Annotated in this window: 20 protein-coding genes; 9 read left to right on the forward strand and 11 right to left on the reverse strand. The window is 59.1% G+C overall.

Translation table 11 applies throughout. The annotated features are described in order from the left end of the window. Nucleotides 1-110: 110 nt before the first annotated feature. The 4 genes from menB to BEN47_RS01390 form a co-directional block, all read right to left on the reverse strand. On the reverse strand, nucleotides 111-935 hold the full coding sequence (gene menB / locus BEN47_RS01375; protein WP_070724407.1) for a 1,4-dihydroxy-2-naphthoyl-CoA synthase: 825 nt from the start codon (nucleotides 933-935) through the stop codon (nucleotides 111-113). 121 nt (nucleotides 936-1,056) lie between these two features. Further along, nucleotides 1,057-2,841 carry a 2-succinyl-5-enolpyruvyl-6-hydroxy-3-cyclohexene-1-carboxylic-acid synthase gene (gene menD, locus BEN47_RS01380; protein ID WP_070724408.1) on the reverse strand — a complete coding sequence of 595 codons (1,785 nt, stop codon included), beginning with the start codon at nucleotides 2,839-2,841 and terminating at the stop codon, nucleotides 1,057-1,059. Between the two features lie 88 nt (nucleotides 2,842-2,929). Beyond that, nucleotides 2,930-4,162: a chorismate-binding protein gene (locus BEN47_RS01385; protein ID WP_070724409.1), complete on the reverse strand. Its 1,233-nt coding sequence runs from the start codon at nucleotides 4,160-4,162 to the stop codon at nucleotides 2,930-2,932. Beyond that, entirely contained in the window at nucleotides 4,162-4,596 is a 435-nt protein-coding gene (locus BEN47_RS01390) for a hotdog fold thioesterase (protein WP_070724410.1), read from the reverse strand. The genes BEN47_RS01385 and BEN47_RS01390 overlap by 1 nt, the downstream gene beginning before the upstream one ends. 179 nt (nucleotides 4,597-4,775) lie before the next feature. Between BEN47_RS01390 and BEN47_RS01395 the strand changes: the two genes are divergently transcribed. The 6 genes from BEN47_RS01395 (at nucleotide 4,776) to BEN47_RS01420 (ending at nucleotide 10,958) form a co-directional block, all read left to right on the forward strand. Then, nucleotides 4,776-5,417 (forward strand): histidine phosphatase family protein, encoded by a 642-nt coding sequence (locus tag BEN47_RS01395; RefSeq protein ID WP_070724411.1) that lies wholly within the window; start codon nucleotides 4,776-4,778, stop codon nucleotides 5,415-5,417. Nucleotides 5,418-5,566: 149 nt separating this feature from the next. Beyond that, nucleotides 5,567-7,351 carry a pyruvate dehydrogenase complex dihydrolipoamide acetyltransferase gene (locus BEN47_RS01400; protein WP_070724412.1) on the forward strand — a complete coding sequence of 595 codons (1,785 nt, stop codon included), beginning with the start codon at nucleotides 5,567-5,569 and terminating at the stop codon, nucleotides 7,349-7,351. Nucleotides 7,352-7,438: 87 nt separating this feature from the next. Further along, nucleotides 7,439-8,377, forward strand: a complete 939-nt coding sequence (locus BEN47_RS01405) for a restriction endonuclease (protein ID WP_070724413.1) — start codon at nucleotides 7,439-7,441, stop codon at nucleotides 8,375-8,377. Further along, a complete protein-coding gene (gene hslV / locus BEN47_RS01410) occupies nucleotides 8,374-8,913 on the forward strand; it encodes an ATP-dependent protease subunit HslV (RefSeq protein ID WP_070724414.1) in 540 nt (179 codons plus the stop codon). Before BEN47_RS01405 ends, hslV begins: the two co-directional genes overlap by 4 nt. Nucleotides 8,914-9,057: 144 nt before the next feature. Then, on the forward strand, nucleotides 9,058-10,029 hold the full coding sequence (locus BEN47_RS01415) for a deoxyhypusine synthase family protein (protein ID WP_070724415.1): 972 nt from the start codon (nucleotides 9,058-9,060) through the stop codon (nucleotides 10,027-10,029). 347 nt (nucleotides 10,030-10,376) lie between these two features. Beyond that, nucleotides 10,377-10,958 (forward strand): OmpA family protein, encoded by a 582-nt coding sequence (locus tag BEN47_RS01420; protein ID WP_070724416.1) that lies wholly within the window; start codon nucleotides 10,377-10,379, stop codon nucleotides 10,956-10,958. A 267-nt stretch (nucleotides 10,959-11,225) separates the two neighbouring features. On the opposite strand, the gene BEN47_RS01425 is transcribed toward BEN47_RS01420, so the two are convergent. The 5 genes from BEN47_RS01425 to BEN47_RS01440 form a co-directional block, all read right to left on the reverse strand. Continuing rightward, entirely contained in the window at nucleotides 11,226-12,536 is a 1,311-nt protein-coding gene (locus tag BEN47_RS01425; RefSeq protein ID WP_070724417.1) for a cystathionine gamma-synthase family protein, read from the reverse strand. Between the two features lie 415 nt (nucleotides 12,537-12,951). Beyond that, on the reverse strand, nucleotides 12,952-13,116 hold the full coding sequence (locus BEN47_RS21255; RefSeq protein WP_158010792.1) for a hypothetical protein: 165 nt from the start codon (nucleotides 13,114-13,116) through the stop codon (nucleotides 12,952-12,954). A gap of 73 nt (nucleotides 13,117-13,189) precedes the next feature. Then, nucleotides 13,190-13,648 (reverse strand): hypothetical protein, encoded by a 459-nt coding sequence (locus BEN47_RS01430; protein WP_070724418.1) that lies wholly within the window; start codon nucleotides 13,646-13,648, stop codon nucleotides 13,190-13,192. Between the two features lie 117 nt (nucleotides 13,649-13,765). After that, nucleotides 13,766-13,981: a hypothetical protein gene (locus tag BEN47_RS01435; RefSeq protein ID WP_125921439.1), complete on the reverse strand. Its 216-nt coding sequence runs from the start codon at nucleotides 13,979-13,981 to the stop codon at nucleotides 13,766-13,768. Nucleotides 13,982-14,124: 143 nt separating this feature from the next. Continuing rightward, nucleotides 14,125-15,042, reverse strand: a complete 918-nt coding sequence (locus BEN47_RS01440) for a DUF58 domain-containing protein (protein ID WP_070724420.1) — start codon at nucleotides 15,040-15,042, stop codon at nucleotides 14,125-14,127. 298 nt (nucleotides 15,043-15,340) lie between these two features. Here BEN47_RS01440 and BEN47_RS01445 point away from each other — a divergent pair, with 298 nt between their 5' ends. The 3 genes from BEN47_RS01445 (at nucleotide 15,341) to BEN47_RS01455 (ending at nucleotide 17,703) form a co-directional block, all read left to right on the forward strand. After that, nucleotides 15,341-15,709, forward strand: a complete 369-nt coding sequence (locus tag BEN47_RS01445) for a DUF3276 family protein (protein ID WP_070724421.1) — start codon at nucleotides 15,341-15,343, stop codon at nucleotides 15,707-15,709. Between the two features lie 168 nt (nucleotides 15,710-15,877). Next, nucleotides 15,878-16,978: a redox-regulated ATPase YchF gene (ychF, locus tag BEN47_RS01450; RefSeq protein WP_070724422.1), complete on the forward strand. Its 1,101-nt coding sequence runs from the start codon at nucleotides 15,878-15,880 to the stop codon at nucleotides 16,976-16,978. 200 nt (nucleotides 16,979-17,178) lie between these two features. Beyond that, complete coding sequence (locus BEN47_RS01455; protein WP_125921440.1) at nucleotides 17,179-17,703, forward strand: hypothetical protein; 525 nt, start codon at nucleotides 17,179-17,181, stop codon at nucleotides 17,701-17,703. A gap of 183 nt (nucleotides 17,704-17,886) precedes the next feature. Here the strand turns inward: BEN47_RS01455 and BEN47_RS01460 are convergent, their stop codons facing one another. Then, a complete protein-coding gene (locus tag BEN47_RS01460; protein WP_083321999.1) occupies nucleotides 17,887-19,290 on the reverse strand; it encodes a M48 family metalloprotease in 1,404 nt (467 codons plus the stop codon). Nucleotides 19,291-19,406: 116 nt separating this feature from the next. After that, nucleotides 19,407-20,867, reverse strand: a complete 1,461-nt coding sequence (locus BEN47_RS01465) for a M48 family metalloprotease (RefSeq protein ID WP_070724424.1) — start codon at nucleotides 20,865-20,867, stop codon at nucleotides 19,407-19,409. Nucleotides 20,868-20,951: the final 84 nt, after the last annotated feature.

The following is a 20,951-nucleotide window of genomic DNA, read 5'->3' on the forward strand; positions in this document are numbered from 1 at the left end:
GGAAGACAAACGACTTTCAAGGCGGAAAACTTAGCGCCCCACCAGCCAAAAAAGCCCGCCGCACTTCTCAGTACGGCGGGCTTTTTAATTATCGGGCGTAATACCGCCGCTTACGGAAACTTAGGAAACTTCGAGAAGTCCGGCTGGCGCTTTTCCATGTAGGCGTTGCGGCCTTCCTTGGCCTCGTCACTGAGGTAGTAGAGCAGCGTGGCGTTGCCGGCCAGCTCCTGAATGCCGGCTTGCCCGTCGAGCTCGGCGTTGAACGACGACTTGAGCATGCGCAGCGAGAGCGGGCTTTTCTGCAGAATCTTGTGGCACCAGGCCACTGTCGTTTCCTCCAGCTTATCGAGCGGCACCACTTTGTTTACCAGGCCCATGTCGAGGGCTTCCTGGGCGTCGTACTGGTCGCAGAGGAACCAGATTTCGCGGGCTTTTTTCTGGCCCACCACGCGGGCGAGGTAGGAGGCCCCGAAGCCGCCGTCGAACGAACCCACGTTGGGGCCGGTCTGACCGAAGCGGGCGTTGTCGGCCGCAATGGTCAGGTCGCACACCACGTGCAGCACGTGGCCGCCGCCAATGGCCCAGCCCGCCACCATGGCAATCACCGGCTTGGGAATGGTGCGGATGATGCGCTGCAAATCGAGCACGTTGAGGCGGGGCACGGCGTCCTCGCCCACGTAGCCGCCGTGGCCGCGCACGCTTTGGTCGCCGCCCGAGCAGAAGGCCCGGCCGCCCTCCCCGGTGAGGATGATGACGCCGATGTCGGTGCGGTCGCGGCAGAGGTTCATTGCCTCAATCATCTCCTGCACCGTGAGCGGCGTGAAGGCGTTGTGCACCTGCGGCCGGTTGATGCTGATTTTAGCAATGCCGCCGTGCTGTGTGAAGAGAATTTCTTTGAACTCCTTAATCGGGGTCCAGCTGATGGGTTCGGGCATAAGATGAGATTGATTTTCTGCGGCTTCTGCGTTTTTCTTTTGCGCCTTCTGCGGGCTAAAATCCGTTGGACGGTTTTAGCCCGCAGAGGGCGCAAAAGAAAAACGCAGAAGCCGCAGAGGTTTACGAAAAAGCTTGTTTCACCGCGGTGCGGTATTCTTCAAATAATGCCGCGTTGGTTTTGGAGTCGGTAAAGATTTCCAGAATCGCCGCGCCGGTTTCGGCTGCAAAGAAAACCGGCAGCGCGGCATCTAGTTCAGCAAACGATGAAACCGGGAAGTAGCGCAGGTTAAAATCCCGGGCCGTGTTCTTGGACGTGAGGGTTTGGCGCGTCTCAAAAAATTCCTCCAACTCCGGCTGCTGCCGCGGCCCGTCAATCAGCCGGAAGATGCCGCCGCCGTGGTTGTTGAACAGCACCACCCGCAGGTTGGGCGTGGGGTAGTTGTGCCAAAAGGCGTTGCGGTCGTAGAAAAACGCCACGTCGCCGGTGAGCAGGACCACCGGACGTTCGGGTTGCGCCAGGGCCGCGCCCACGGCGGTAGAGTTACAGCCGTCGATGCCGCTGGTGCCCCGGTTGGCGAAGACCTCAATGTGCCGGCCCTGCGGAATGCCGAGGATGTTGGCATAGCGCACGGCCATGCTGTTTGCAAGGTGCAGCGCGGTATGGGGAGTTAGCGCAGCTAAAGTGCGCTTGAAGGCTGTAAATTCGTTGAATTTATGGCTATTTCCATCTAGGAAATTAATGCCCTCATTTAGCAGCTGTTTGGCTTGGCGCTCGTGGTCCGTCCACCGCTGTTGGTAATTGGAACGGGCCTCGTTTATTTCGTCAGGTAAAAGCCACAACGGGGAAGTGCATTCCAACAAAGCCGTCAGAAACCGATTAGGGTCAGCTCGAATGATGCTTGTTAAAGAGCCAAAAGTGTCCGCGGTAGCTCCGTTTAGTTGCACATGCCAATGCTGTTTTGGCGGATGCGCTCGTAGAAATTGCTTGAGTGATTTAGAGATGAGCGACAACCCACAAGTTATTACTAAATCAGGCTGAAGTAAATACTTCTGCTCGGCGCTTAAGCCAGCTAACGTCACATCGTGCGAGCGAATAATGTGCCAGTGCTCGGCGATGATTTGTCCCGGGCCAAGATTGCTGATTACATCACCAATGAAAACGGCCCCGCTTATTTCGTCACCATACGCATTTGCATTGGCGAGTACCTGGTCGGTAAAGGGAGGAGACTCTCCATCGGGTTGCTGCCCAAAGACAAAAAGTATTTTGGAGTAGTTGCCAAATTCGTTTGCCAATGCTTGCAACTCAGCTGCCTCAAGTGAACTATTGATTCCAGATTCCCGGATAATCTTCACATCCTGCTCATACCGAATTTCCTCGCCCGCCTTCGGATAAAACGGCTCACGCAGCGGCACGTTCACCTGCACTGGACCGGCGGGTGCGGCTTGCGCCAGATTGATGGCCTCGTTCACGAGGCGCGCCGAAAACCACTTGGCATCGGCGTGCGAAATGTCCACCGGAAACTCAAACGCGCCCTTGGCGTGCGCGCCGTATAAATTGCGCTGCCGGATGGTCTGTCCATCGAGCTGGTCTATCCATTCCGGCGGCCGGTCGGCGGTGAAAATTACCAGCGGAATGAGCTGGAAAAACGCTTCGGCCACGGCCGGCGCGTAGTTCAGGCCCGCCGTGCCCGAGGTGCAGACCAGCGCCACCGCTCTTTTCTGAGCCTGCGCAATACCCAGCCCGATAAAGGCCGCCGCCCGCTCATCGGGCACCACGCGCACGGTTAAATTGGGGTGGCGGGCGAAGGCCAGCGTGAGCGGCGCCGAGCGAGAACCGGGCGAAAGCACCACATCCGTAATGCCATGCCGGGCGCAAATTTCAGCGATGTTGTAAACGGCCTGCATAAGGTCAGTTATCAGTTAGTAGTTAGCAGTGAACAGTTAGCAGTGAACAGTCATCGGTGAGCACAATAAAACAAAAACTGCTAACTGTTCACTGAAGTGCCGCGCTTATGGTTCGCAGTTTCATTTCGGTTTCCTGCCATTCCCGTTCCGGGTCGGAGTCCACGGTCAGGCCGGTGCCGGCGTAGAGAATGGCCTGGTCGGCGCGCACTTGCAGGCAGCGCAGGTTCACGTAGAGGCGGGCCACGCCGGGTGCCGCCACGTTCACCGGGCCCAGGAAACCGCTGTAGTAGGCGCGGTCATATCCTTCGTTCTGCTGAATGAAGTGCATGGCGGCCGCCTTCGGCATGCCGCCCACGGCCGAGGTGGGGTGCAGCAGCCGCAGCATGTCGGTGCCCAGCGACGGGAACGGCACGTGTTTCAGGTTTACCTCGAAGTCGGTGCGCAGGTGCAGCAGCTCGCCGGCGATAATCGTGCGCGGGCCCGTTTCGTGGTATTCGCGCAGCCGCAGCTGCTTGAAGCAGTTCACGATGTAGCGCGCCACCAAGGCCTGCTCCTCAATTTCCTTTTGGCGCCAGATGGCCGTGCGGGGCGTAACCTCCGCCGTGAGGGGCTGGGTGGCAGCTAGGGCCATGGTCCGAAACGTGCCATCAGCCGTGACCTCGGCCAGGATTTCCGGCGTGGCGCCCAGCCAGGTGCCCACGCCCGGCACGCTCATCAGCGACACAAACGCCAGCGGATATTTCCGGTCGAGCTCCGTGAAAGCCGCGAGCGGGTCGAAGCCGGCGGGCAAGGCGCGGCGGGCGGCGCGGGAGGTCACCACTTTCAGCACCTGCTGCGTTTCAATGGCTTCCACGCCCCTGGTTACCAGCTGCGTGTATTCGGCTTCGGTGGCGGCATGCGGAACGGGCTGGGCGCTGTGGTGCCAGGCCATTTCCTTCACCATTCCAGCCGCCAGCCATGCCGTAAGGTTCGGCACCAGCTCGCGCGCCTTGGGCGACACGGCCACGGTTTCGGGCTGGCCGGCATCATACAGCACGTCGGCGGGCAGGAACAGCGCCGGGTTTTGGTCGGAGTCGCGAAACGGGAAAAATGCGAAGCCCGCCGGTGCCTGGGCATCGAGCGCGGGCGGCAGGCCGGTGTACGTAGCCTCCAGCGAACGCGCTACCAGCAGGCGCGGGGTAGCCGCGCCGGGCTCCCGCCACACCGCCAGCGGCCGGCCCGTGCGTAGCGCGCCCGCCACCAAATGGCGCAGGCGGGCGTGGGCATCGAGGCCCGCGGCGGCGGCGGGCCACCGCAGCTGCCGGAATTCGCTGGTTTGCATCAGGCCTTCTTGTCGGGGGCGGCGGGCAAGTCAATCACGGCCATGGTAATGCGGCTGATGCACACCAACGCGCTGGTTTCTTCGTGCGTGATGCGGATTTCCCACACCTGCGTGCTGCGGCCCACGTGCACCGGCGTGGCGCGGCCCCGCACCCAGCCGTCGCGCACGCCCTTCAGATGGTTGGCGTTAATTTCCAGGCCCACGGTGGCCTGCCGGGTGCGGTCTACGCGCAGGGCGGCGGCGATGCTACCCAGGGTTTCGGCAAAAGCTACCGAGGCGCCGCCGTGCAGCAGGCCCATGGGCTGGTGGGTGCGGCCATCTACTGGCATGCGGCCTTCCACGTAGCCCTCGGCCACGGCGGTGATTTCAATGCCGAGGGCATCGGCCAGGGTGGGGCGGGAGGCGGTCCACCGGTTCACTTCTTCCAGATTCATAAGGGCAATTATCGGTTGTTCGCTGTCGGTTGTTTGTTATCGAAAGTAGCCAGTCGGGTTGCCGCGTCGAGCTGGCAATTGACAACAAGCAACGAACAACTAAAAACCAACCCCGTACTTCGCTGTATTGTTGAAGCAAATACTGCGATAAGGCAGCGTCCGCAAAACTACTACGCAACGTGAGGCCCCGGACCATTTTCCTCCTACGCCACGGCCAGACCGATTTCAACGTGCAAGGAATTGTGCAGGGCAGCGGCGTCGATTCGAGTTTGAACGACGTGGGCCGCCGCCAGGCGGCGCAGTTCTTCGCGGCCTACGGGCACGTGCCCTTCGACAAAGTGTACACCTCCGCCCTGCGCCGTACCCACGAGTCGGTGCAGCAGTTCCTGGACCTGGGCCTGCCCCACGAAGCGCACCCCGGCCTGAACGAAATAAGCTGGGGCGAGCGCGAAGGCACCCGCATTACCATGGAAGAGGACGCCGAATACCGCGAGGTACTGGCCGATTGGGCCGCGGGCCGCACCGATTCCCGTCTCACCGGGGGCGAAAGCCCCGAGGAAGTGGCCGCCCGTCAGCGTCCGGTTATCGAGCTGCTGAAGGCCCGCGGCGAGGAGCAAACCGTCCTCGTGTGCATGCACGGCCGGGCCATGCGCGTCATGCTCTGCCAACTCCTCAACTACCCGCTCAGCTGCATGGAAGGCTTCGAACACAGCAACTTGTGTCTCTACAAGCTCGAATTTACAGGTACTGTGTTTACGGTGAAAAACTTCCTGGATGTGACACACTTAGCCGCGGGCAGGAATGCCGTGCTTGCCAGCTAGGGGAGGCTGCCGGCAAAACGGGCAATAGGTGCTGCGCTGCCATGCGGGCCGCGAATAACCCCTTGCCCGCCAGCCGCGAACCACAACAAAGTTGTCTGGCCAACTTTTCGGGCTAATTTTGGCCTCTTCAATCCAAGCGTGATAAACCGATGGCCGAAATCATAAAAATGCCCAAAATGAGCGACACGATGACCGAAGGGACCATCGCGGCCTGGCTCAAGAAAGTGGGTGATAAAGTTAAATCCGGTGATATTCTGGCCGAAGTGGAGACCGACAAGGCCACCATGGAGCTGGAAAACTACGAAGACGGCGTCCTGCTCTACATCGGTCCAAAAGAGCAGGAATCGGTGGTGGTAGACGGCATTCTGGCCATTGTGGGCAAAGAAGGAGAAGACTTTTCGGCCCTGCTCTCCGGTGCTCAGGGCGGCGCCGAAGCCCCTAAAGCCGATGCTCCCAAGCCCGAAGCCGCGCCTGCGCCAGCTGCAGCCCCCGCCGCCGAAGCTCCGAAAGAAGCGCCCGCTGCTACTCCCGCACCGACCCCCGCGGCCCCTGCGCCCGTCGCCGCGCCCGCTAATGGCAAAAAGGCCACCGTGGTGCGCATGCCCAAAATGAGCGACACGATGACCGAAGGCACCATTGCCGCTTGGCTGAAAAACGTGGGCGACAAAGTAAAATCCGGTGATATTCTGGCCGAAGTCGAGACCGACAAAGCCACCATGGAGCTGGAAAACTACGAAGACGGCACCCTGCTCTACACTGGCCCCAAAGCCGGCGAAGCCGTAGCCGTGGACGGTATCCTGGCCATCATCGGCGAAGAAGGCGCCGACATTCAGGCCCTGCTGGGTGAGCCAAGCGGCGACGCTGCTCCGGTCCCCGAAGCTGCTGCCACTGAGGCACCTGCGCCTGCCGAGGCTCCTAAGGCTGCCGATGCTCCTAAAGTTGCAGAAGATGCTCCGGCAACTGCTGCTACACCAGTTGCTGCTACACCTGCTGCGCCCGGTGGCCGCATTTTTGCCTCGCCGCTGGCCAAGAGCATTGCCAAAGAAAAGGGCATCAACTTGGCTCAGGTAGTTGGCTCTGGCGACAACGGCCGCATTGTGCAGCGCGACGTGGAGAACTTCTATCCCGGTGCTGCGGCGCCCGCCCCGCAAGCTGCTCCGGCCGCTGCTCCCGCTGCTCCTGCTCCGGCGGCTGCCCCGCAGGCAACGGCCCCGGCTGCGCAGCCAGCCGCCAGCGTGGCGGCTCCGGCTTCGGACACCTACACCGACACGCCCGTGTCGCAGATGCGTAAGGTGATTGCCAAACGCCTCTCCGAAAGCCTGTTCACGGCGCCGCATTTCTATCTCACGATGGAAATCAACATGGATAAAGCCATTGAGGCCCGCGTAAAGCTCAACGAGCTCTCGCCCATCAAGCTGTCGTTTAATGACCTGGTGCTGAAGTCGGCCGCCGTGGCCTTGCGCCAGCATCCGGCTATAAACTCCTCGTGGATGGGCGATAAAATCCGTCAGAACAAGGTCATCAACATCGGCGTAGCCGTGGCAGTTGACGAAGGCTTGCTGGTGCCCGTGATTCGCAACGCCGACCAAAAAGGCCTTTCGCAGATTGCTACTGAGGTAAAAGAGCTGGCTGGTCGCGCCAAAACCAAAAAGCTGCAGCCCGCCGAGTGGGAGGGCAGCACCTTCACCATTTCCAACCTGGGTATGTTCGGCATCGATGAATTCACGGCCATCATCAACACGCCCGATGCCTGCATTCTGGCGGTGGGTGGCATCAAGCAGACGCCCATCGTGAAGGACGGCCAGATTGTGGTCGGCAACATCATGAAGGTGACGCTGAGTTGCGACCACCGCGTGGTGGACGGCGCCACCGGTGCCGCCTTCCTCCAAACGCTGAAAGGCCTGCTGGAAGACCCCATGCGGATGCTCATCTGAGTTGCTTACGTCAAATTAATCAGGGCTTGGGCTATTGAATAGCTCAAGCCCTGATTCTTTTATTACAATAATAATATCCGGTGGATAATGCCGATACCTGATTTTCAAGCGTTACTCTTGCCATTGCTCCAATTAGCCAGCGATGACGCGGAACATACAATTGCCGGCTCGGCTGAGCAACTGGCGAATGATTTGCACCTTACCGAGCAAGAGCGTGAAGCGGTGTACACCAGTGGAAACGGACTGATTTTTAGAGATAGAATTAGTTGGGCCCGCTCGTACTTAAAAATGGCGGGCTTATTGGAAAGTACACGCCGTGGCTATTTACGCATTTCAGACAGGGGGCGCACATTGCTAAAAGAAAACCTAAATAGCCTGAATCTGGGGGTGCTTAAACAGAAATATCCAGACTTTCGTGAGAAGCTGGAAGAATCTTCTAAAACAAGTAGCTCCGCTGGCTCTAAGTTGCCAAGTAACACGTTGGCGGTGGTCACATCGGCTGCATCTCCCCGCGATACGCTTAATACAGCCTTCCAGCAGTGGGATAATGCGTTAAAACAGGACCTGCTAGAAAGAATGCAGCAACTGCCTTGGCAAGCTTTTGAAAGGTTAGTGGTTGATTTGTTGGTACGGATGGGGTACGGCGGCTCGTTTGCGGAGGCCGGCGAAGCCTTTCAAAAGGGCAATGACGGCGGCTTGGATGGCGTCATAAAAGCAGACCGCTTAGGCTTCGACAAATTGTACGTACAGGCTAAAAGGTGGCAAAATGGCAGTACGGTGGGCCGTCCCGACGTGCAGGCATTTGCTGGGGCTTTACTTGATAAACAAGCATCAAAAGGTGCTTTTATTACAACGGCAAAATTTTCGGCCGAAGCCTTGGCGTATGGTTCTCGCCAAGTCAATTTGGTGTTGATTGACGGGCAGGAATTAGCGCAGTTGATGATTGATTACAACGTGGGCGTGAACACCGAAAGCACTATACTGCTCAAGCGGCTGGATAATAATTATTTTGACCAAGAACTATGACCAGAATCCGTTCTACTACCGTCCTTGGCATTCGCCACAACGGCGAAATCGCCCTCGGGGCCGATGGCCAGGCCACCATGGACAAGCAAGTTGCCAAAAGCAACGTGCGTAAAATCCGCAAGCTGCAGGATGGTAAAATCGTGACCGGTTTTGCCGGTTCCACCGCCGACGCCTTTATGCTGCTCGACAAGTTTGATGAAAAGCTGAACGGCTACGGCGGCAACCTGAAGCGCGCCGCCATTGAGCTGGCCAAGGAATGGCGCAAAGACCAGTACCTGCGCAAGCTGGAAGCCATGATGGTGGTGGCCGACAAGGACGAGCTGCTCATCCTAAGCGGCACCGGCGACGTATTGGAACCGGACTCCGACGTGGCCGCCATCGGCAGTGGCGCCATGTACGCGCAGGCGGCGGCCCTGGCCCTCAAGAAGCATGCGCCCCACCTCAGCGCCCGCCAAATGGTGGAAGATGCCCTGCACATCGCCGCCGACATCTGCATTTACACCAATCATAATCTGATGATTGAGTCGCCTAGCTAGGCAGAAACCAGAACGTCATGCTGAGCGTAGCCGAAGCATCTCTACCGCTTCGTTGTAACCGTAGGGATTACTTCAGCAGTAGAGATGCTTCGACTGCGCTCAGCATGACCGTTCGAATAACACAGTAGCAACTCACCCCAACCCATGCAAGTAACCAACTTCCTACGCCATCACTTCCGCCATTTCAACGCTGCTGCCCTCATCGACGCGGCCGATGGCTACAACAAGCACCTCGCCGATGGCGGCAAAATGATGATAACCCTGGCCGGTGCCATGAGCACCGCCGAAATGGGCATTCAGCTGGCCGAGCTGATTCGGCAGGACAAGGTACACATCATCAGCTGCACCGGCGCCAACCTGGAGGAGGACATATTCAACCTCGTGGCCCACGACTTCTACGAGCGGGTGCCCAACTACCGCGACCTGACCGCGGCCGACGAATCGGCCCTGCTGGCGCGCCACATGAACCGTGTGACCGATACCTGCATCCCCGAGGAAGAGGCCATGCGCCGCCTGGAGCACTCGGTGCTGAAGTTTTGGGAGAAGGCCGACAAGGCCGGCGAAGCGTATTTTCCCCACGAATTCTTCTATCAGATTCTACTCTCGGGCGAGCTGGAGCAGTACTACCAGATTGACCCCAAAAACTCCTGGATGCTGGCGGCGGCCGAGAAAAACCTGCCCATCATCTGCCCCGGCTGGGAAGACTCCACGCTCGGCAACATTTACGCCGGCCACGTGATGACCGGCGACATCAAGAACGTGCACACCATGCGCACCGGCATCCAGTACATGATGTACCTAGCCGACTGGTACACCGCCCAGGCCACCGACGAGAGCACCGTGGGCTTTTTCCAGATTGGCGGCGGCATTGCCGGCGACTTCCCCATCTGCGTGGTGCCCATGCTGCACCAGGACCTGGGCCGTACCAGCGTGCCGCTGTGGGGCTATTTCTGCCAGATTTCGGACTCCACCACCAGCTACGGCAGCTACTCCGGCGCCGTGCCCAACGAGAAAATCACCTGGGGCAAGCTGGGCGAGAAAACACCGAAATTCATCATCGAAAGTGACGCGACCATTGTGGCGCCGCTGGTCTTTGCCATCGTGCTGGGGCAATAGTTTAGCCCTTGTTGATACAGCAAAAGCTGGCCGCTAGTAAGCGGCCAGCTTTTGTGTTTCGGCCCGGCGCGGTTTTGCCGCAAATTGAGGAGAAAACGATGACTCATAACTGCCGTGAATGCCTGGCAAGCAGGTTTCTGACTCGCTGAAACCCTCGACGTATTTTAGGCAGGGCGGAGCTCAGATGCGCAGAAGCGGGTGAGGTTCTCGGGTGTGCAAGTGGATGCATTGGGCATTGCCACAGGTGCCGCATAGGTGCTACCCAAAGGCCCGGGTTCAACTATGCGTTGTAAACATGCGTTAAGCACAATCTTGATATCATCATTTGCCAGCACAACTACTTACCTATGGAAAAGCCCCTTCTTTGCGCACTCACTGTTGCCACCGTAGCTCTTGCCGGCTGCGACAACCTCAAGAAAACCCAGAATCTGGACCAGGCTTCAGAAGCAACGGCCGATACGGCCGTGGTGTTCCGGAACGACCGGGAGTACTTTGATACGACCCGGACAATGCTCCCCACGGTTACGTTGCCGGAAATTAAAACCACCGCCACGACGGTGCGCGGCGACGCCGATTACCAGGTGTACTCCGTAGATGAAGCCGTGCTTTTCGATGTCGATAAGGCGACCATCAAGCCTCAGGCGGCCGAGTCATTGAATGAAATTATCGCGTCCGTCAAGCAACGTTACGCTGGCAAGGAAATCATGGTCATGGGTTTCACCGATTCGACGGCCTCGGCCAGCTATAACCGGGACCTGGGCCGGGAACGCGCCGCATCAGTGAAGAGCTACATGACGAAAACCGGTAAAATCCCCGCCGATGACATTACCACGGAAAGCTTTGGCCAGCGCAAGCCCGTGGCCACAAACGCCACCCCCGAAGGCCGCCAGAAGAACCGGCGCGTAGAAATTGTGGTAAAAACTCATTAGTCAGATACAATCCCACTCCGAACAGAAAAGGCCTCTCATCATTTGAGAGGCCTTTTCTGTTCAGGACAAAGCGAAGCGTTTTTAGAGGCCGTTCAAAAGTGACCGTAGCTAAAAGGCCGTCATGCTCATTCGGAGTCTGCTTGTCGAAGCATCGCTACCGCGCTCCTTGTCATGCTGACGAAGGAAGCATCCTTTCACCGGAGAACAAATCGTTTCTCGGTGACAAGGTCCTTCGCTGTGCTTAGGATGACAAAAGGCGCGGTAGAGCTAGACGAAGGCCATTTCCGATACCGCTTTGGGTATGCCCACGGCCTCAAACGCCTGGCTCAAGTCCAGCATCAGGTCCTGCGGGTCTTCTACGCCGATGCTCAGGCGAATCATTTGGGGGGTGATGCCCATTTCAGCTTGCTCTTCCAGGGTGATGTCGGAGTGCGTCATGGTGCCGGGGTGCTCGGCCAGGCTTTCAGTACCGCCGAGGCTCACCGCCAGCTTGATGAGCTGCAGGGCGTTGAGGAAGCGGAACGCTTCGGCCTCGCCGCCCTTGATGTCGAAGGAAATCATGGAGCCGGGCGAGAGGCAGTGGCGGCGGTAGATGTCCTGCTGGGCCGGGTTGTGCTCGAGGTGGGTGAGGTAGTAGGTGCGCGCCACCAGCGGGTGCTCGCGGAGCCAGTCGGCAATGAGTTGGGCCGATTGCGCGGCGCGCTCCATGCGCAGCTTGAGGGTTTCCAAGCTGCGCATGAGCATCCAGCCGGTGTTGGGGTCGCACATGGTGCCCATGAAGGTGCGCATGGCTTTAATCTCCTTCATCAGCGGCTTGCTGGCCAGGGCCGCCCCGGCGATGAGGTCGGAGTGTCCGCCGATGAATTTGGTGGCCGAGTACAGCACCACATCGGCGCCGTGTTTGAGCGGGTGCTGGAACACCGGCCCCAGGAAAGTATTGTCCACCACCAGCCGAATGGGATTTTCCGGCGTGCTGTGCTGGCGGGCCAGGGCGGCGCAGGCTTCCAGGTCCACGAGGTGGTTGGTGGGGTTGGCGGGGGTTTCCACAAATATCATGGCCAGGCGGCCCTGCTCGATGCCGGCCACCTGGGCCGTCAGCTCTTCGGGCGTGGCCGTGGGGCGGAAGCCCACGGCCGTGATGCCGAACTTGCGCAGCACGTTTTTGAGGAAGAAGTCGGAGCCGCCGTACACGGGTTCGGAGTGCAGCACCACATCGCCGGGCTTGAGCAGCGCCAGCAGCGTGGTGCTGATGGCGGCCATGCCGCTGGCAAAGCTGGCGGCTTCCTCGGCGCCGTCCCAGAGGGTGAGGCGGTGCTCCAAAATTTCCAGGCTGGGGTTGTTGAGGCGCGAGTAGATAAGGCCCATTTCCTCATCGGGGCCCTGCTGGCGCAGGCCGTAGGCCAGCTCGAAAAAGGCTTTGCCTTCTTCGGCGTTCTTAAAGACGAACGTAGAAGTCTGAAAGATAGGAGGTTTGATAGCGCCCTCGCTCCAGGCAGGGGTGTAGCCGTAGCTCATCATCAGGCTTTCGGGCCGCAGGGTCTGGCCGCTTATTTGGGCGTGTTCGTGAAGGTTGGACATAAAAATTTGAGTGGGTGGGAGGGATGGTTTCGCCGTGAAGGTATGTTTTTTTCTGACGCCCTTCCACGGAGAACTCATGGCCGGATGGGGCTGACAACCTCCCCGATAGCAGTTGGTGGGCCTCGCCACAAAATACGAAACTCCCTGATTGACAGTGATAATAATGGGGTGTAGGCCCCGCTGATTAGACGCGCTTGTCATGCTGACGCAAGAAGCATCCTATCGCCGCCGAACGAACTATTCTGCCCTGATAGGATGCTTCGCAGGTGGACGCCAGATGAGCATGATGGGGGGCTGGTCATGCCTTCGGATAGCCCCAAAAAAAGCATTCCGACCGGATAGATATCCGGTCGGAATGGTGTCGTTACTCGATAAAAGGTGCCGCTACGCACACTCCATGCGGCCTTGATTACTGCTATGGGCGCCGCTGGCGGTAGGAGTCTATCTGCTGGCGCAACACGGCCAGGAGGCTGCCGTACTGCTGCTGCGCTTCTTTTCGCCGCTCCAGCTTTTGCAGGCGGGAGTTGATTAAATCAGAAAAGTCCTCTACGGAATAGCAGCGTTTGGGCGTAGTAGTCACGGATGCGGCAATAGGTAATTCAGCAAGCCAGCCCTGCCGATGCGCAGTGACTGTCGTGCTTTAAAATTAACAATTAAAAACGAAACAACGGCCGCGCCGGATTCCAGATTCCCCACGGAATCATGAGCAATATCAGCACCAGGGCCACGCCGAAGTACAGGAAAGCTTTCTTGTGCTTGGCCGTGTGGTCGCTGGTTTTTTTGACAACAATGCGGCCCACCTGCGCCACAATGGCGGCCAGTATCATCACCGCCACGTGCTCCATACCGAAGAAGCGGGCGGTGGGGTCTTTCATGGCGCCGGCTTGCTTCATGGCATTGAGGCCCCAGGGGCTGACACCGAAATACAGCCCGAAGCCGATGAGCACCTGCAGCCAGGTAAAGCCGGAGAAAGCGGCGCTCATGCCGTTGTCGGCCCCCACAAAGGCACGGCGACCCGACCAGCCCACGTAGGCGCGGTACACGGCAATGAGGCCAAAAAGGAGCACAAACCACCGGGACCAGGAGTGCAGCAACAGAAGGGTTGGATACATAAGAAGGGGTAAAAGAAAACAAATTAACCAGTAACAGCCGACCCACGGGGCAGTTTAGGCCGGCAATATGGGCAAAAATACATGCTGCCCATTGAACACCTCAGGCCGCGGTACGGCTTAGGGCTTCGGCAGTTTGGGATTAGCCTTTTCCTCAGCCAGCTGGGTGCGGATGGCCACAAAAATGGCCACGAACATAGAAAGGAAGGGCAGAAGCAACCCCAAGCCGTACCAGCGCCAGAACGACCGGCCGTAGCTTGCCGCGATGTAGCCCGTGATGGGGGCGAATAGCACCAGGGCGCCCACCATAACTAACGTAAATTCCAGAGGAGGCATGCGGGTTATTGAAATGGAGTAACTGTTAAAAGACAGTTGGGTTGTCAGTTGCTCATTGCCAATCAAACGATGAGCAGTGCATGGCAGGCCCTGTTCGAATGTGCACTGACAATCGACAACAGGCAACTAACAACTAAACAGCCCTACCGGATTTTGCCGCGCTTCACCAGATAGGCGTAAAGAACCTTCTCGAACGGCTCGCGCACATCCACGGGCACAAAGTCAATGCGCAACTGCCCGCAGCGCAGGGCCAGCTCCTGCTCGTAGGCCGTCATGGCCGCGCGGTACTGTTCTTTTATCTGGGAGGGCTGAAGCTTGATTTCGAGGCCTGTCTCGATGTCTTCGAAAATGTAGGGCTGCTCGGCGAAGTCGAAATCGGCCTCCGTGGCCCGGTCGAGCACGTGGAAAAGCAGCACCTCGTGGTGCTGGTGCTTGAGGTGCTGCAGGGCCGCCAGGGCCGCCTCCTGCTCGGCGGAGCTGCGCCCCAGCATGTCGCTGAAAATGATGACGAGCGAGCGTTTGGGAATCTGCTGGGCAATGGCGTGGATGGTGCCGGCCACGTTGGTGCCGCGCACGGTTTTGGGGGCGGGCGGGCGCTCCAGCAGTTGTTGCAGGGCCAGCAGCAGGGTGTGGCGGTGGGTGCTGGTGGAGCGCACCGGCGTTTGCAGCTCCACGGTTTCGGCGAAGGTGACGAGGCCCACGGCGTCGCGCTGGCGGGTGAGCAGCGTGGTGAGCGCCGCCGCCGCCAGGATGCTGAATTTCAGCTTGTCGTGGCCCGGCGCGGGGTAGTACATGCTGGGGCTCACGTCGAGCAGCAGATGGGCGCGCAGGTTGGTTTCCTCCTCGTAGCGCTTCACAAACAGCTTATCGGTGCGGGCAAATACTTTCCAGTCGATGTGCCGCGTGCTCTCGCCGGGGTTGTAGAGGCGGTGCTCCGAAAACTCCACCGAAAACCCGTGATAAGGCGACTGGTGCAGCCCGGTAATAAACCCGTCCACGAGCTGGCGGGCCAGAAACTCAAGATTCTCGAAGGAGCGAATGGCGGCGAGGTCGATGGGCATGGGGACAGAGAATTAGAGCATAAAGAACGTCGTAAAAGCACGGTCATGCCGAGCACAGCAGAACGGTCGTGCTGAGCGGAGCCGACGCATCTCGCGTGGGGTAGCAAACCAATCGATTGAATTACCACCCCAGGCGAGATGCCTCGACAAGCTCAGCTCGACCGTTCTGGTTTTACGAATGGATACTTATCAATACCAACCGCTACGGAGGTGCTAATCTTTGCCTCCACCTTCGTAAGTTAGGCCTTCCATTCAACGCACAGACTCTATTTCCCACTCATACCCCAACCCCATTCCCGTGGACGACCGTCACGACCAGGAAGAAATTTATTCCCAACGCATAAAAGCCGGCAAGCGCACGTACTTCTTCGACGTGAAAGCTACCCGCGGCCAGGATTACTACCTGACCATCACCGAGAGCAAGCGCCGCCAGAACAGCGACGACTCGGTGTCCTACGAAAAGCACAAGATTTTCCTCTACAAGGAAGATTTCCTGAAGTTCGTAGATGCCCTGCAGGACGCCGTGGACTACGTGCGCGAAGAGCTACTGAGCCCCGAAGAGGTAGCCGAGCTGGACCGCCCCCGCGACTTTGAGGACCGGGACCGGCCCCGCCCTGAGTTCGACCGCCCCGCTTTCGACCCCAATAAAAGCGAAGACAACTACTAGAAAAAAAGCTATCAGCTAGGGGCTGTTGGCTAATAGCTTTTTTGACGATTTCAACGGCGCGAACAGACTTAGGTCCGTTTGCGCCGTTTTGCGTGGCGGCAGGCCGTACCTTTGCGGCCGAATTATGCCAACTCATAATTCAACACTCAACACTCATAACTCCAAAAAATGGGCCTCCGCTGCGGTATCGTCGGCTTGCCGAACGTCGGTAAATCCACCCTTTTCAACGCGCTTTCAAACGCCAAGGCCGAATCGGCCAACTATCCGTTCTGCACCATCGAGCCCAACGTGGGCGTGATTACCGTGCCCGACGAGCGGCTCCAGATTCTGGAAGCCCTCGTGAACCCCAAGCGCGTGCTGCCCACCATCATCGAGTTTGTGGACATTGCCGGCCTCGTGAAAGGCGCCAGCAAGGGCGAAGGCCTGGGCAATAAATTCCTGGCCAACATTCGCGAGGTAGACGCCATCATTCACGTGGTGCGCTGCTTCGACGACCCCAACATCGTGCACGTAGCCGGCGGCGTAGACCCCGTTTTCGACAAAGACGTTATCGACACCGAGCTGCAAATCAAAGATTTGGAGAGCATCGATAAGAAGCTGGTGAAATCGGAGCGCAGCGCCAAAGCCGGCGATGCCGTGGCCAAGAAGGAAGTAACCGTGCTGCAGCGCTTCAAAGCCGAACTGGAAGCCGGCCAGAATGCCCGCGCCGTGGCCGCTACGCCCGACGAGCTGGAAGCCGTAGCCGACCTGCAGCTGCTCACCATCAAGCCCGTGATTTACGTGGCCAACGTGGACGAGGCCAGCATTGCCAGCAACGGCAACAACCACGTAACCGCCCTGCGCGAGCACGTGAAGGCCGAAGGCGCCCAGGTGGTACTGGTGTCGGCCGCTATCGAAGCGCAGATTGCCGACATGGAAGACCCCGAAGAAAAGGAGATGTTCCTGGGCGAGTACGGCCTCACCGAGTCGGGCCTGAATAAGCTCATCCGGGCCAGCTACGAGTTGCTGAACCTGATTACTTACTTCACCGCCGGCGTACAGGAAGTGCGCGCCTGGACCGTGCACCGCGGCGACAAAGCCCCCGCCGCGGCCGGTGTTATTCACTCCGATTTCGAGAAAGGCTTCATCCGCGCTGAGGTAATTAAACTGGCCGATTACCAGGAGTACAAGACTGAGGTTAAAATCAAGGAAGCTGGCAAGATGGCCGTGGAAGGCAAAGAATACGTGGTGCAGGACGGGGATATCATGCACTTCCGGTTTAACGTATAACTAGTTTTGCAAAAGCACCTTGCGCAACGGCGGGGCTTCTCGATGGAGATAGTATCTTCAGCGCCCCGGTCGGGATTCGGCCGGGGCGTTTTGCGTCAGGAACGCATTGAAAAAATGGTTTCGATGCAATCAATCGGCGACGCCGTAGACTCCTGTTTTGAAAACGAACTATGGAGAAGCTCTGGCTACTTGCTTTTTGTTTGCTTCCTGCGGCAGTCAGCGCGCAGCACAGGCTTCGCCCGTATGCGGGCCTGCACGGCAGCGGCGATGCCCAAATGTATTACCTGGGGCCGTCGGGGCAAATCGGGGCCGACTACCGTATCAAGGACTCCTGGGGGCTGACTACCTACGGCCACTATTTTCGTCGGCGCATCGACCGGAAGGAAGCCAACAACCAGTTTGAAAAGGCTAGCTTCGATTGCCTGACCGGCGCTGTGCTCGTTCAGTTCTACTTCGGCGGCAAGCCCAACCGTGGATTTTTTGCCGGCGCAGGGGTGGCTGTCCAGCGCGTAGAGGACGATTTTGTCAGTGATTGGAACCCGGGCTGGTATGACCTTCGCAGTGATGTACTGCCGGCCATCCGCTTCGGTTATGCTTTCCCCGTTGGGTCCCACCAGCTTACGGCCGAGTTGAATGCCACGGGCCCTTACCAAGAGCGCACGGTGTACTACACCCACACGGAGCTGATTACCCAGCTGAGTGTGGGCACGCGCTTCATTTGGTAGCATACTTAATTAACTCCAGGTATTTCCGCTCCAAGACGGCAACCCGAATTATTCTTAAGAGCTTAGCCCGGCGTGTGACATATGCTTACTTATATAGCCACCAAAAAGGCCACCCAATGGGTGGCCTTTTTGCATTATGACTCACTATTGACTTCGGGCCTTGGCTCGAATTCAGCGTCCGAGTTACTTTCCCACCGACTTGTACAGCATGCCTTTGCTCAAACGGTCGGTGCGCTGCATGCCGTTAAGAATTGCTAGTTCTTCGTGGCGGCTAGCAGGAACCCCGGACGTAGTCAGGGCCTGGGCCAGCGTCTGGCTGCCGGTGGCGGTTTTGATGCGGATTTTGTCCGACTGGCGGTTGAGCTTGCTGGCATCGGTGAGGCGAGCAAAGCCTTGGGCCACGCCATTGAAGGTGTTGGCGTAGGTGGAAAGGGTAGCGGGCGCGGTGAGGCCAATAATACCGTAGTAATTGCTGCCGTCCTGGATGACGTGGGCTAGCACGGCGGCCCCGGCCTGGTTTTGCTGGGCGGCTTGCTCGCCCTGCATCACCACGGCCGGGAAGCCGTTGATGGTGGTGCGCTGGGCGTTGGCCGACTGCAGGCCGATGGCCTTGGCCAGGCCCTGAGCGGCCTCATCCAGCGAATTGCCTCCGGCAGGTACCAGTACGATAATGGCTTTGCCGTTGGGCTCGCCCATCTGGAATTGGGAAGGGGAGTTCTGCGACTTCCAACCCGAGGGCACGGGCATCCGGAACTTCAGGTCGGGGTGGTAGAACACGCCGCCTTCCACATAGCCTTGGCGCGGGTCGTCGCCGTAGGGCAGGCCCTCAATCATGCGCAGGTAGGAGTCACGGCCCACGGTAAGCTGCTGGCCTCCGGCGTTTTGCTTGGCTTGGGCGGCAAGTTTTTTTACCGTGGTGTAACGGTCGGCCGAGTTGGGGTGGGAGGAGAGAAAGTCGGGAACGCCGGAGCCGCCGCTGGCCGCCTGGTTGCGTTGCAGCGTCTGGAAGAAGTCGGCCATCTGGCTGGCGTCGTAGCCAATCTTGGTCGAGTACTTCACGCCCAGCTGGTCGGATTCGCGCTCGTCGTCGCGGCCGTATTTCAGGAACAGCACGCCCAAGCCCTGCTGGGCAATGCCGCCAATCGACTGGGTAATCTTGGGTGCGATAATGGAGCCCAGCAGCAAACCAATGCCCGCGGCCGTGGAGCGCCGCTGCTGGCTCTGGCCGTGCTTGGCCGTGATATGGCCGAGCTCGTGGCCGAGCACCCCGGCAAATTGGGCTTCGCTGTTGAAGTGGGCCATGATGCCGCGCGTGAAATACACGTGGCCGTCGGGCGTGGCGAAGGCGTTGATGACGGGCGAATCCACGATGGTAAAGCCGTAATCGCCGGGGCGGTCCGATACCTTGTTCATCTGCTGGCCTTTGGTGTCAATGAGGCGCTGCAGCGTGGGGTTGTTGTACAGCCCGAACTGGGCCAGCACCTGGGGGTCGGGCTTGGGGCCCTGGGTGCGGCTGGTGGGCACGGCGCTGATGAGCGTGAGGGGCAAAAGCAGCGCGGCACCGGTACGCAGGAAGGAGAAATTCATAGGTCAGAATGAAAGCTGAATGCGCCGCATGGACTGCGACGGCTGGGCTTAAAACGCATTGCCCGGAACAGGGTTGCGGGGCATGCTCGGGCAACCCTAAACCAACATGATGCCAGTTATTTCCCAACCACCTTTATCAGCGAGCCAGCATTCACTTGCTCATTGAGCTGCATGCCGTTCAGAATGGCTAGCTCTTCCAGGCGTTTTTCGGGCACGCCGTTGCTGGTGAGGGCCTTGGAAAGGCTGCTGCGCAAGGCCAGCTTCTTGATGCGGATGCGTTCGGGCTGGCGGTTGAGCTTGTCCGGGTCGGTGAGGCGCTGGAAGGCTTCGGCCACGCCGCTGAACTGCGGGGCGTAAGCGGGGAAGTCGGCCGGGGCCGCCACGCCCAGCAGGGCATACAGCGTTTTGCCGTCTTGAATGACGTGGCCCAGCACCCGCACACCGGCCACCTGCTGGCCGGTTTGGGGGTCCTGCTGCACTTGGTCGGCAGTGAAAACCAGGGCGGGGAAGCCGTTGATGGTGGTGCGGCGCGAGTCGGTGGGCTGCAGGCTGAGCTGCTTGGTAATGGCCTGGGCAGCTTCGTCGAGGGAGTTGCCGGGAGCCGTCATCAGAATGAGCAGGGCCTTGCCGGCGGGGTCGGCCATCTGGAACTGCTGGGGCGTGTTCTGGTGCTTCCAGCCGGCGGGCACGGGCATCCGGAACTTCAGCTCAGGGTGGTAGAACACGCTGTTCTCCACAAAGCCCTGCTTGGGGTCCTCGCCGTACACCATGCCGTCGATGAGGCGCAGGTACTGGTCGCGGTTCACGGCTAGCACGGGGTTGCCGTTGGCGGCCTTCCACTTATCGGCCAGCTGCTTCACGGTGTTGTACCGGTCTTCGGGATTGGGGTGGGTAGACAGGAAATCAGGAATGGGCTCGGCCTTGGATTTTTGCTGCTCGCGGGCCAGGGTTTGGAAGAAGTCGGCCATCTGGCTGGCGTCGTACCCAATTTTGGACGAATACTCCACACCCAATTCATCGGACTGCCGCTCGTCGTCGCGCCCAAATTTCAGGAACAGCAACTGCATGCCCTGCATGGCTTGGTCGCCGAACTGCGCCACTTGGGGCGAGAGTATCATGGCCCCCATCAGCCCCACCTGACCCAGAATGGCCTTGGTTTGCTGCCGGGCCGAGTGCCGCGCCGTGACGTGCCCGATTTCGTGGCCCAGCACGCCGGCAAACTGCGCTTCGTTGTTGAAGTGGGCCATGATGCCGCGCGTGAAATATACATAGCCGCCCGGCACGGCGAAGGCGTTTATCACCGGCGAGTCGACCACCTTGAACTGGTATTTCAGGTTGGAACGGTGCGAAATAGCGGCCATTTTCTGGCCCTTTTCGTCGATGAACTTCTGCATCTTCGGGTCCTGGTACAAGCCAAACTGAGCGGTCACGGCCGGGTCCGACTGCGCGCCCATGGCCACTTCCTGGCCTTCGGATACCAGAATAACTTCTTTTTTGCCCGTGACGGGGTTTACGGCGCAGCCGCTAAGCAGCAGGATGGCGGCCACGCCTAGGCGCAGGGTATGACGTGTTTTCATTGGTGTGAGGCACCCGGCACCCGCCAGCGGGCCAACTGCGGCCCGCCCATCGAGAGCTGATGGTGTGCGATAACAAACGAAACT

The sequence above is a fragment of the Hymenobacter lapidarius genome (assembly GCF_001816145.1).
GTDB classification, from domain to species: domain Bacteria; phylum Bacteroidota; class Bacteroidia; order Cytophagales; family Hymenobacteraceae; genus Hymenobacter; species Hymenobacter lapidarius.